At 59.2% G+C, this 11,514-nt stretch carries 9 protein-coding genes and 4 pseudogenes; 3 read left to right on the top strand and 10 right to left on the bottom strand.

All coding sequences use genetic code 11. The annotated features are described in order from the left end of the window. The first annotated feature begins 135 nt into the window (after positions 1-135). Entirely contained in the window at positions 136-3,120 is a 2,985-nt protein-coding gene (locus IVA87_RS14325; protein ID WP_247333961.1) for an Ig-like domain-containing protein, read from the top strand. A gap of 805 nt (positions 3,121-3,925) precedes the next feature. After that, positions 3,926-4,867, top strand: a complete 942-nt coding sequence (locus IVA87_RS14320; protein ID WP_276576810.1) for a GDP-L-fucose synthase — start codon at positions 3,926-3,928, stop codon at positions 4,865-4,867. Positions 4,868-5,082: 215 nt separating this feature from the next. Here IVA87_RS14320 and IVA87_RS14315 read toward each other — a convergent pair. The 5 genes and pseudogenes from IVA87_RS14315 to IVA87_RS14295 form a co-directional block, all read right to left on the bottom strand. Then, positions 5,083-5,253, bottom strand: a pseudogene (locus tag IVA87_RS14315) (GDP-mannose 4,6-dehydratase); the annotation flags it as partial. Between the two features lie 4 nt (positions 5,254-5,257). Continuing rightward, positions 5,258-6,101 (bottom strand): annotated as a pseudogene (locus IVA87_RS14310) (transposase); the annotation flags it as partial. Between the two features lie 47 nt (positions 6,102-6,148). Beyond that, the gene (tnpB, locus tag IVA87_RS14305; RefSeq protein WP_247333960.1) at positions 6,149-6,496 is read right to left on the bottom strand and encodes an IS66 family insertion sequence element accessory protein TnpB; all 348 of its coding nucleotides are present in this window, start codon (positions 6,494-6,496) and stop codon (positions 6,149-6,151) included. Next, complete coding sequence (locus IVA87_RS14300) at positions 6,493-6,894, bottom strand: transposase (RefSeq protein WP_028340772.1); 402 nt, start codon at positions 6,892-6,894, stop codon at positions 6,493-6,495. Before IVA87_RS14300 ends, tnpB (IVA87_RS14305) begins: the two co-directional genes overlap by 4 nt. Positions 6,895-7,029: 135 nt before the next feature. Continuing rightward, positions 7,030-7,155: pseudogene (locus tag IVA87_RS14295) on the bottom strand (transposase domain-containing protein); the annotation flags it as partial. A gap of 424 nt (positions 7,156-7,579) precedes the next feature. On the opposite strand from IVA87_RS14295, the gene IVA87_RS14290 reads away from it, so the two are divergent. Further along, positions 7,580-7,927 (top strand): hypothetical protein, encoded by a 348-nt coding sequence (locus IVA87_RS14290; RefSeq protein WP_247333959.1) that lies wholly within the window; start codon positions 7,580-7,582, stop codon positions 7,925-7,927. A 564-nt stretch (positions 7,928-8,491) separates the two neighbouring features. Here the strand turns inward: IVA87_RS14290 and IVA87_RS14285 are convergent. From IVA87_RS14285 to IVA87_RS35370, 5 genes and pseudogenes are all read right to left on the bottom strand, one after another. After that, on the bottom strand, positions 8,492-8,743 hold the full coding sequence (locus IVA87_RS14285; protein WP_247333958.1) for a hypothetical protein: 252 nt from the start codon (positions 8,741-8,743) through the stop codon (positions 8,492-8,494). 223 nt (positions 8,744-8,966) lie between these two features. Beyond that, complete coding sequence (locus tag IVA87_RS14280; RefSeq protein WP_247333990.1) at positions 8,967-10,538, bottom strand: IS66 family transposase; 1,572 nt, start codon at positions 10,536-10,538, stop codon at positions 8,967-8,969. Positions 10,539-10,611: 73 nt separating this feature from the next. Further along, positions 10,612-10,959, bottom strand: coding sequence for an IS66 family insertion sequence element accessory protein TnpB (gene tnpB, locus IVA87_RS14275; RefSeq protein WP_247333956.1), 348 nt, complete (start codon positions 10,957-10,959; stop codon positions 10,612-10,614). Continuing rightward, positions 10,956-11,102 (bottom strand): hypothetical protein, encoded by a 147-nt coding sequence (locus IVA87_RS35375; protein ID WP_247333993.1) that lies wholly within the window; start codon positions 11,100-11,102, stop codon positions 10,956-10,958. The genes tnpB (IVA87_RS14275) and IVA87_RS35375 overlap by 4 nt, the downstream gene beginning before the upstream one ends. Before the next feature lie 57 nt (positions 11,103-11,159). Continuing rightward, positions 11,160-11,366 (bottom strand): annotated as a pseudogene (locus tag IVA87_RS35370) (transposase); the annotation flags it as partial. Positions 11,367-11,514 lie beyond the last annotated feature (148 nt).

Here is an 11,514-nt window from a genome sequence, read left to right as displayed (position 1 = left end):
GGCTGCGCCGTTCGATAGGTTAGCGAACTCATTAAAATCCGAGCACTTCCGAATGTCAGTTCTTATGGTGCGGTGAGCTATCAGTCCCGACGTTTCTAGGCCGCTTTGTTTAGTGCAGATTCTCGGGGGATGAATATGACGACTACCTCAGCAGCGACCGTCGGCGTGAATGTTAGCGGCGCGGAGTACTCATGGATGCCCTTCGTGGGGGCTGGGGATCTCGATTATCTTGCGAGCCAAGGCGTCTCGCTCATTCGTTTGCCGATTAGCTGGGAGAGGATGCAGCCCACATTGAACGGTCCCCTCGATCCCACTTACCTGTCAGGCCTGGAGACCGTCTTGAGCGAAGCTGCGGCTCGCGACATCAAGGTCATTATCGACCTTCACAATTATGGTAAATACAACCTTAACTATGCAGCAGATGCCGCTGCGAACTACGGCATTGTTGCTCCTAACGATGCAGGGGCTTCGGTGATCGGATCGTCCGCGGTTCCGGTGTCAGCATTTGCCGATTTCTGGAGCTTGTTGGCTGGCCAATTAAGCGGACATGCCGGCCTGGCCGGCTACGATATCATGAACGAGCCCTACAACATGGGGAGCTCGACGATCTGGCCCGAAGCGGCCCAAGCGGCAGTCGATGCTATCCGGGCAGCAGACATGAAGACGCCCATTTATGTTGAGGGTTACCAATGGGCGAGTGCGGAGAACTGGCTGGTCTACAACGCAAACCTCCGCATCAGTGATCCTGCCAACAAGATAATCTACGAGGCGCATCAGTATTTCGATGCCAACGGGAGTGGGCAATATGCGCAATCATACGCGCAGCAAGGGGCGACCTCGAGTTTAGGGGCAGAAAAACTTCAACCGTTTTTGGATTGGCTGGCAGCAAATAACTACCAGGGATTTGTGGGGGAGCTCGGCGTTCCGAGTAATGATTCAAACTGGACTGCACTCCTAAACAACGCCCTCACTCAGTTGCAGGCTGCCGGCGTATCCAGCACTGTGTGGAACTACGTCTACGCAGACCCCTCTGGGAAAAATCCGTGGTGGCCGGTCGCAGACCCCATGAGCATTAATCCGAAGGAGGGATGGGGGGCGGCGACGATGGAAGCCATTTTCGCGCATTCGGCTCCGACGGTGGCCTCATTCTCGCCGGACAGTGCAGTGGCGGGCGATGGCATCACCAATGTCAACCACGTCACGCTGACAGGAACGGCGGCCGCCGGCGCCACAGTCCAGGTGTTCGACGGGGCGAAGCAGATGGGGACTTCGATCGCGAATGCGAACGGCGATTGGAGTTTCGCCACCGGCACGCTGGCCGATGGCAGCCATGCTTTCACGAGCAAAGCGGTGAACGCGGCGGGCAACGTCAGCGCGGCGTCCGCGGCGTTGACCGTGACCGTGGATACCGTGGCGCCCTCGGCTCCAACGGTGGCTTCGTTCTCGCCAGACAGCGGAGTGGCGGGCGATGGCATTACCAATGTCAACCACGTCACGCTAACGGGTACGGCGGCGGCCGGAGCCACGGTCCAGGTGTTCGATGGCGCAAAGCAAATCGGGACTTCGACCGCGAATGCGAACGGCGCCTGGAGTTTTGTCACCAGCACGCTGGCTGATGGCAATCATGCCTTCACGAGCAAGGCGGTGGACGCGGCAGGCAACGTCAGTGCAGCGTCCAAGGCGCTCACCGTGACGGTGGACACCGTGGCGCCCTCAGCTCCGACGGTGGCCTCGTTCTCCGCGGATAGCGGAGTAGCGGGTGACGGTATCACCAATGTCAACCACGTCACGCTGAAGGGAACGGCGGCGGCCGGAGCCACAGTCCAGGTGTTCGACGGGGCGAATCAAATCGGGACTTCGACGGCGAATGCGAAGGGCGCCTGGAGTTTTGCTACCAGCACGCTGGTTGATGGCAACCATGCTTTCACGAGCAAGGCGGTGGACGCGGCGGGCAACGTCAGCGCAGCGTCCACGGCGCTAACCGTGACGGTGGACACGGTGGCGCCCTCCGCTCCGACGGTGGCGTCGTTCTCGCCAAACAGCGGAGTGGCGGGCGACGGTATCACCAATGCCAACCACGTCACGCTGACGGGAATGGCGGCGGCCGGAGCCACAGTCCAGGTGTTCGACGGGGCAAAACAAATCGGGACTTCGATCGCGAATGCGAACGGTGCCTGGAGTTTTGCTACTGGTACCCTGGCCGACGGGGTTCACGCGTTTACCGGCAAAGCGATTGATGCCGCCGGCAACCACAGCGCTATGTCTGCGGAGTTCGACTTGACGGTCAACTCAACTTGGTCCGGTTCAGCCACTTCGGTCGGTCGTGTCGAAGCGATGTCGACTGAACTTGTTACTTTCGAGGGAAATACCGCCAAACGTCTAGATTCGAAGGGATCCATGATCGGCGCTGAGGTTTGGACCTCTGATGGAGCAAGTACCACAACAACGTATTTCGGCGATGCTTGGGACCGAACAAAAGCCGATGTCACTACTGTGAGTGGCAATCAATCTCAAACCGTATATTTGGATGCCGACTGGCACGTCGTTGGCGCGGAGCTGACTACAGTGAATGCGAATAGTGCCACGACTATTCAGTTCAACGCCGCGTGGCAGCAAATTGGAGCGGAAATATCGACGATCAATGGCTCTACGAGGCAGACCGTCTATTTCGACGACAAATGGGTCATGACCGGGGCACAAATTGCTACTGTTGATGGAAGTGCCACTACTTTCATGCATTTCGATACAAACTGGAAAATGACGGGTGCAGTGGTGTCGACGCCAGATGCGGCTACATCTTTTGATGGAAATTGGCATCAGACGCCGATTAGATCGGCCGCCGGACAATCGCATCTCACTGTGATGAGTGGCACTGCGGAGAATGATTTCTTTGTCTTTCACGGCGAGTTTGGAAACAACGTGATCAGAAACTTCCAAGCTCTTGGTGCTAGCCATGATGTCATCCAAATCGACCAATCAACTTTTGGTGATTTCAGCGCAATAATGGCGAACTCTGTGCAAAGCGGCGAACACGTGGTTATCACAGCGCACGAGGGCTCCATCATTCTCGAGGGAATGCAACTCGCGGACTTACACCGCTACGACTTTCACCTGGTTTAGGACGAGCGTTTGAATGGCGTGAATGATCGAAACGAGATGCACGTCGACAAACTGCCAGCTTAAACCAGAACCTGGCTGACAACTCAGGTCGCCGGTTTTTTGCCCTTGAATCCATCCGGCCGGATATTTCTCGTGAACGTCGTCTTGGCACCTTGGCTATGGCGAGTTAGATGATCTCATTGAAAGAGCAAAATTGCTGTAGACGCGGTGTTTGGTTGTAAGCGAATGGAAATGGTTGAGCCTTGCGGGCCGCCTCGTCGATTGCCGGCTATGTAACAGGAAGCTCCCTAATTTGTGCCGGCATGCATGGATGATCTTGTCGATGGCTTCGGGGGCTGCCCTCCAACTAACGCGCGGCCAAGCCAAACTTCGCCGGTTCTTCGATCGCACGCTGGGAGAACACAAGCCGCATGGATGAGCTGTCTGTGCATATCACTGGCAATTGACAGGTCTGGACGACGAATAGCGGGAACGGATTCTAGGACAGATACGGTTCGAGTTTACCTTTTCAGCGGTCCGGGGTTGACCTAAGCATCCGACGTACCCAAAAAGGGGTATATCTTAGCTCGGCGCGGCGCACTCAGCTCGATATTTCATGCTGCAGTCGCTATTGTTTGGATAAGGAATGGCATGCAAAAGCAGGTCGCTTTAATCTCGCGCCTAGCGGGACAGGACGGCGCCGATCTTGCTGAATACCTGATCTCACTGTTCCATGCCAACCACGTCCCATGTGGAACATTCGTTCGAAGACCAGTTTGCAGGGGAAACGAGGCCAGGGATCTCACGGCGAACTTGGGAGGTCACGATGGCCGCTGCTCCATTTGAACTGAAGGGTAAGAGCGTCTACGTCGCTGGCCATAACGGCATGGTGGGAGCGGCATTGACGCGCCGACTTGCGCGGGAGGATGTTCGTCTCGTTACGGTGGATCGTAGCGAGGTCGATTTACGCGACCAATCCATGGTGTTCCGCTGGTTCGCTCAGGTACGGCCGCAGGTGATCTTTCTTGCCGCAGCTAAGGTAGGTGGCATCATCGCCAACGATACTCTGCGCGCTGAGTACATCTACGATAACATTGCTATCGCGGCTAACGTAATCCACGCGGCGCATCTTAATGGCGCGGAAAAATTGATGTTCCTGGGTTCGTCCTGCATATATCCAAAACTCGCTGTGCAACCCTTGCGTGAAGATTCGGTACTGACGGGGCCTCTTGAGCCAACCAACGAGCCTTATGCAATTGCGAAGATCGCTGGGATTAAGATGGTGGAAGCTTATCGCAGCCAGTACGGTTCTGACTTTATCAGTGTAATGCCGACAAACCTTTATGGTCCGGGCGACAACTATCATCTGGAATATAGTCACGTCGTTGCTGCCTTGATTCGCCGCTTCCACGAAGCGAAGTCAACGGGTGCAACCAACGTCACTATCTGGGGCACGGGCTCGCCGCGCCGCGAATTCCTTTATGTAGATGACGTGGCAGATGCCTGCGTGCACCTGGTGAAGACTTTTTCAGGTCCCGAGCTTGTCAATATTGGCGTGGGTAAGGACATCACAATCGCCGAATTCGCGCGCATCGTTGCCGCCATCGTCGGATATCGCGGAGAGGTGACGTTCGATCACTCGCGCCCTGACGGTACGCCGCGTAAGTTGCTCGATGTTACCCGACTGGAGAAGCTTGGCTGGCGTGCTCGGACTTCACTTAAGGATGGGATTGAACTCGCCTATCAGGCGTATTTGTCGGCGGGGTAACTCCTACCGAAAGCTCAATTGCAGAAGCGGCCGTAGGCTTCGTCCATGTCGCATGGGGTGGCCGGAGTCGGAGGGTTACCTCACGTGAATTCCGCAGTGGATATTGGCCCGACAAGCAAGTTCGCTCGAGCTCTTATCATTGTTGTTGATGGAGCTCTCGCGGAGCGCACTAACATGCTCGCCTTATTCATCTCCATGCATTGGAGAGGCTCGGACTATTCGTGCCTGGCAAAGTAGCGGAATCCGTGTTTCTTGATGATCTCGTCCCGCTTGGCAGATTCGAGGTCTTCCTTCATCATTTCTCGAACGAGGCTTTCGAACGACGTCTTGGGCTCCCAGCCGAGCTTCTGCTTGGCCTTTGACGGATCACCGAGAAGCGTCGCGACTCCCATAAGTCCAGATCCGCCCGGTCGTGCACTTGCCCTTGGCCAGGATACGGATGGTGGTGTCATCGCCATGAAGGCGCTCGGCCGCGACCACATGGCGTTCGATCAAGTGGAAGAGCGGCATGACGGCGAAGGTCCCGTGGCCGACCTGGTCGGCCAGCGTCGACAACGGCAGTCGATCCCCTCGGCCTTGAAGCGCGCACTCTGGTGGTTGAGCGGGATATGCATGCCGATCTTGTCGAACAGGATCGTCGCCAGCAATTGTGGGCCGATGAAGCCGCGCGGCGTGGCGTGGAACGGCGCGGGCGGCTGGCTGATCTTCTCGCAATCGCGGCAGGTGAACTTCTCGCGTACCGTCTCGATCAGCTTGAAGCGACGCGGGATCTCCTCCAGCGTCTTGGTCACATCCTCACCGATCTTCGCCAGCCGCAATCCGCCGCAGCAGGCGCAGATCGTTGGAACCTCAATGACAACGCGCTCGCGTTCGATGTCGTCCGGCCATGGCTTGCGCACCGGCCGCTTGCGCATGAAAGGGCGGACGTTCTGCGTCTTCGCCGCGGCGGCCTGCGCGGCAAGCTCATCCTCGCTCGCCGTAGTGACGAGTTCTTCGAGCTCCAATTCCAGCTGCTCGAGCAGCCGTGCCGAGTGCTCGGAGCGCTGCCCGTACAGTTCGCGTTTGAGCTTCTCGATCCGCAGCTCGAGATGCGCGATCAGCGCCTCGTTGTCCGACAGCTCCGCCTGCGCACTGGCAGCCACCGCCTCGGCCCGCGCCGCGCCGCACGCTCGGCCTGCAGCGCCGCCAGGGCACTCGCAAGGTCCGATGGAAGATCGTCCGGCTTCGATATCATGAAGCCATTGAATCAGATCAAGCAGCAGATTCAAACCGTAAAAGCGGCTATCCGACCCGCGTCGGCCGATGGGTTTTTTGAGGGTTACGCCAATCGATCCCGGACAGCAGATAGCTCAACTGCGCCGGCGAGATCGTTACCGATTCACCGGCAACCGATGGCCAGATGAACTTTCCTCTCTCAAGTCTTTTTGTGAACAAGCAGGCTCCCTGGCCATCGTGCCAGATCGCCTTCACAAGATCGCTGCGGCGACCGCGGAAGACGAACAGATGACCGCTGAGCGGGTCTTTGTGCAGCACCTCCTGCACTTGGAGTGCCAGCGACCGAAAGCCTCTGCGCATATCCGTGTAGCCTGTCGCGAGCCACACTCGCACATTCCCCGGTATAGCAATCATCGGCGTCCAAGCACATCGAGGACCCGCGCCAGCGCCTCCGGATCGACGTGCGCATCCACCCGGATGCACCGTCGGTTGCCGAGATCGATCTCTATCAATCCAGTACGCGCGGCTGCCACGGAGCGAACTCGGCCATCAACCGTAGGCAAAAGCTTCGGAGTTTCCTCAGCCGAGGCCGCTACCGCGGCGATCTGCACCGGCGTAAAAGATGGTACAACTTGTTCCGATGTCCGCGCTTGTCGACGCCAGGTAAACACCAGGCTGGCCGCTACTCCGTTGCGACGCGCAACCTCAGTCACCTTCGCGCCCGGCGCCAACGTCTCCTCGACAATCCGTGCCTTGTCGTCCTGCGACCAGCGCCGCCGCCGCTCCAGCCCGCCCAAAACCTCGACCCGCATCGCCTGATGACCTTATAGCTAGACTTAAGGTCACACGTTTCGCGAATTACCATCCGTCATGCAAGACGGCCCCCGTCGGATGCGTACTCACGAAATCGTCCGGCTTGTCCTACTGCAGCATCATAAGCGTCGTTCTCAGGCCACGGCCTTGAGGGCTTGAGCGCGGTAGGCCCAGGGCAGCAGCTGGTCGATGTCGCGGTTTGTATGCCCGTTGACGATCCTGGTCAGGACGTCAGTAAGATAGGTGAGCGGATCGACGTCTTTGAATGGCGCTCTCGTTATGAAGCCAACGCACCGCCGCGGCAAAGGTATGCCGATTTGGGGTTGCGTTTCTGCGCCACACACGGCAACATCGTTCCCGTTCTGGAGCGGAAAAGCTCGGGCCATTAGCGCGGGCTAATTTCCAAAACCTTTTGCTGGAAAGCACTCACATTGTCGCGTTGCTCAAACTGCATGACCAACAAATTGAAGCCCTACGCAGCCATCCAGAGTTCGAGAAGGACTATTTGGAAATCCTCCTACTGAGGGAGCGGCTGAGCCGGGTGAGCAGTGGAAGAAGGAACTTCCGCAGCCTGAGGCGGAGTGGCGCTCCTGGACGCCGCGTTAACAAACCGCTAACTATCCTCTTCTAGAGTTCCGGTCGCGGAACCTCGTTGGTCGTGCCGCTTTTAGTCGGCGCGAAACGGTGAACAAGCAACTTGCGACAACATTTGCGATCGCAGGGCTTATCCTAAGCGGCTGCGCCAGCCCGCCTTCCACACCGATGACTTCGGTTGCTTGGGATGGATTCGGTCACGATCCCAATCGCTTCCTGGTGAAAGGACAGGCTCGCCAGAACACGGCTCTCGCAAGACGTGCAGATCCTAACGTTGAACGCGAAAAGACACTCGCGACGCTTCGTCCTTATTCCGATGCGTGGTGGGTCGTGCACGACGAGATTGAAGCCGAGAACGACCTACAGCTAACCTCGAAGCTAGCGATTTGCCGAGGCTGCATCGGTCAAAACAACGAGGCGACGGGCTCGGTACGTTGAAGGGATCGCAGGAGACTGGACAGCAGATAACCCGTTAGGGAGACGACCAGTCAGCTTTGACCAGCATTGCCGCACTTAGATCTACTCTGCTCGATTCGCTTCTGCCGCCGCGTCTTTTGCGTCAACTCGATCCAGATGTTGCTTGCGAACACACACACAACAAATACTGTGACCAAGACACCGATCGCGACAACGAAGATTTTCATCGGACCTGCTACCTGCGCCCCATTTCGCCATAAGTGGCATTTCCGTCGAATGTGTGACGCGGCCGAGAAGCGCGATCGCCTGTGAACCGGAACCCCTGAGGGAATTGGAATTGTGCTCCGCTCAAGAGTGATTCAAACAGCGAGAGAATCTCGCGCGCCTGAACATACACCCCCATGCTGGTCGCATGTTAATCGAGGCCATACGATCGAAGGCGCGCTTCGATATCGAGGGTAGCAGAAGCGTCCAGTTGCCGATCCGGGCGTTATTGAACGTGTAGATTTCGGCGACATCCGGGAAGTCTGGCGCGATGCCCGCCACGTCGCCGCGACGAAGCGTCGTCTCGATGGCGTTCTGGCGCTAGTTGTTCAAGAGCCTATGCCGCAGTACCAAATAGCGTTGCATCTCCCAAAAGAGTTCGGCGATGTCGATGACGAGCAGCCATTCGATCGCTGATTGAGGGGCGAGCTCGCCGAAGATTGCGCCCTGAAGTGCGTGATAGTGATCAATGTCCTCTCCGGGCAGAAGTTGCAGAGGAGGACAGAGCGCCTCGAGTTGAGACGGCAAAGCGCTCGCCGACTGAGCTTGAGGTAGGTTGACCGGTCCGTTCATTGACTTCGCGCCTCCGGTAGCGGGCATGATGTCGATGCAGCGTGTTTGCTCCGTTCGTCAGATGGACAGGGCTGGCGTCCCAAAGATCCTTTGCGATCGGCAAGGGCGAAATTTGTAGATTGGTCCACCAGAGTCGTTCGTTGCCGTACCGGTATAGGGATTGGTGAGTACGCGTCCGGTGACGGCCCTGGTTAGGTCATCTTGAACGGATGGCTGACCGCGCTTATGCGGCCTGAGCGACGTTCTGACGTCGCCAATTCCAGGGCATGAGTTCGTGGATGCGCTTGGCGGGATGATCCGGTAGGCGCGCCAGCACGTCGGCGAGCCAAGCCTGCGGGTCGACGTCATTAAGCTTGGCGGTGGCGATGAGGCTGTAGATGGCGGCCGCGCGCCGGCCGCCCTCATCGGACCCGGCGAAGGTCCAATTTTTTCGCCCCACGGCGACCGCTCGTAGCTCACGCTCAGCAGCATTGTTCGACATGCAAAGCCGTCCGTCATCAATGAAGCGGCTAAATGCATCCCACCGGCTGAGGCAGTAATTGATCGCTTTTGTCGTGTCGTTGTTCCTGGATAGCTTGGCGCGCTGCTCGCGCAACCACGCCTCCAGCTCGACGATCAGGGGGCGGCTACGGTCCTGGCGCACACGCAAACGCTCATGCGCGGTAAGACCGTTGATCTCGCGTTCGATGGCGAACAGGACATCGACGCGCTTGACCGCCTCGGCCGCGATCGGCGCCTTGCTGAGCCGCGCGAGATCAAAGAACTTGCGCCTGCCGTGCGCCCAGCACGCGGCCTCGATGATCGGGCCGCCCTTGCGATTGGCCTCGTAGAGCCTGCCGAAGCCGGCGTAGGCGTCGGCCTGCATCAGTCCGGCATAGCCCGCCAGATGCTGCTCCGGATGCGCACCGCCACGGTCGGGCGAGTAGAAGAACACGGCCGCCGGCGGATCTGGGCCGGCAAACGGACGGTCGTCGCGCACATAGGTCCAGAGCCGGCCAGTCCGGGTCTTGCCTTTGGCCAGGACCGGCACCGTGGTGTCATCCGCGTGGATGCGCTCGGCCGCGAAGACGTGGCTCCGGATCGCATCGACCAGAGGCATCAGTGTTGCCGCGCAGGCACCTACCCAGTCCGCGAGCGTCGATACGTCGAGGTCGATGCCTTCACGCTGGTAGACATCGCTCTGACGATGAAGCGGCAGGTGCAGGCCGTACTTGGCGAACAGGACATGGGCCAGCAGCTTGGACCCTGCACGCCCGCGCGCAATCGGATGCGAAGGAGCCGGCGGTTGGGTGATCGCTTCGCAGGCCCGGCAGACGAGCTTCTCACGCACGTGCTGGATCACCTTCCACTGGCGCGGAACGAGCTCCAGCGTCTCCGTTAGGTCCTCGCCAATCTTGCGCAATCGGCTGTCGCCGCAGCATGGGCAGGTGGTCGGCACCGGATAGACGATGCGCTCCCGCAGCAAATGCTCCGGCAGCGGCCGACGGGCTGGCTTGCGGCGCTCGAACGATGGCACCGCTATCTTCTCGGCTGCCATCTGCGCCGCGGTCTCAGCTTGAGCCGCATTCTCCTCCAGGTCGGCGAGCTGTAGCTCGAGCTGGTCCAGCAATGCGCCTCGCTCGGAGGACTGTCCGAACTGCTCGTGCCGGAGCTTCTTGATCGTGAGCTTGAGCTTCTCGATCAGCAAGGTCCCCGCCTGGGCCTCGGCTTCCGCGGCCAACCGGGCCGCTCGCTCGGCGCGCAGCATCGCCTGCGGCGTGGTCACATCGTCGGGGAGAGAATCATCGGCGCCCATCGCCGACCAGAGAATCACAAAGCGCGGTCTCTGTCCGGACCGCTGATCGTGCCACCGATTCAAATCCCAGCGATCAGCCTGCCGCCTGCGGTCGCCAGGTCTGTTGTGGCATCCGCCAGTCGATGCCCTCCAGCAAGTAGCCAAGCTGGGCTGGGGTGATTGTCACCACGCCATCAGCCGACGACGGCCACAAGAAGCGGCCGCGCTCCAGCCGCTTGGCATAAAGCGACATGCCCAGTCCATCGTGCCAAAGGATCTTGATCAGCTTGCCACTCTTGCCACGGAACACGTAGAGATCGCCGCCGTGCGGGTCTCGCGTGAACGCTTCCTGCACCAGCAAGGCCAGCGAGTTCATGCCGCGACGCATATCGGTGTGGCCGGTCGCAATCCACACCCGCACGCCCGACGCAATGGGGATCACCGCGGCCGTCCATCTGCCAGTGCCGCCACCGCGGCCTTCAGCGTCGCCGCATCGACCGTGCCCGTGATCCGCATCCGAGCCCCGGCCGCAAACTCGATCTCGATCGACCCGCCGCTGCTGGACGGCGCGACTGGACAAGGCATCGGCCCTGGTTCCGCGACCACTACCGCCGGTACGAAGCCAGGTTGATCGGCGGCATCCTTCGGCTCAGGCCGAAACGACCGTCGCCATCTCAGCAGCAATGAGCGCGAAACGCCGTACCGCCGCGCGGTTGCAGCGACCTGGCGAGGCGCCTGTAAACTCTCCAGGACAATCTTGAGCTTCTCATCCTCGGACCAGCGTCGCCGCCGGCCCGTGTCCACCACCTCAAGCCGTTCGACTTGGGCACTGCGCCTATCACTGTCCATAAGGACAGTTCTCAACAATACGCCTCATTCGGCAAGGCGGCCCTCACCGGCTTTCAATTACCCACATTTAGCCGAGGGGGCTGAGGGAGCGCACCAACTATTGCATCGCAGGAATCGACCGTGATTCCTTGTCTGGCACCGATTCGCA

Origin of the sequence: Bradyrhizobium sp. 147 (assembly GCF_023073935.1) — a bacterium.
Lineage (GTDB): Bacteria > Pseudomonadota > Alphaproteobacteria > Rhizobiales > Xanthobacteraceae > Bradyrhizobium.
Note: the sequence above shows the minus strand (reverse complement) of the source record. Positions and strands in the feature narration are given on the sequence as shown.

Coding starts and splice junctions, on each gene's coding strand:
- IVA87_RS14280 (WP_247333990.1), bottom strand. CDS start 10,538: ATGGGCGCCGATGATTCTCTCCCCGACGATGTGACCACGCCGCAGGCG.
- IVA87_RS14320 (WP_276576810.1), top strand. CDS start 3,926: ATGGCCGCTGCTCCATTTGAACTGAAGGGTAAGAGCGTCTACGTCGCT.
- IVA87_RS35375 (WP_247333993.1), bottom strand. CDS start 11,102: ATGCCTTGTCCAGTCGCGCCGTCCAGCAGCGGCGGGTCGATCGAGATC.
- tnpB (WP_247333960.1), bottom strand. CDS start 6,496: ATGATTGCTATACCGGGGAATGTGCGAGTGTGGCTCGCGACAGGCTAC.
- IVA87_RS14300 (WP_028340772.1), bottom strand. CDS start 6,894: ATGCGGGTCGAGGTTTTGGGCGGGCTGGAGCGGCGGCGGCGCTGGTCG.
- IVA87_RS14325 (WP_247333961.1), top strand. CDS start 136: ATGACGACTACCTCAGCAGCGACCGTCGGCGTGAATGTTAGCGGCGCG.
- IVA87_RS14285 (WP_247333958.1), bottom strand. CDS start 8,743: ATGAACGGACCGGTCAACCTACCTCAAGCTCAGTCGGCGAGCGCTTTG.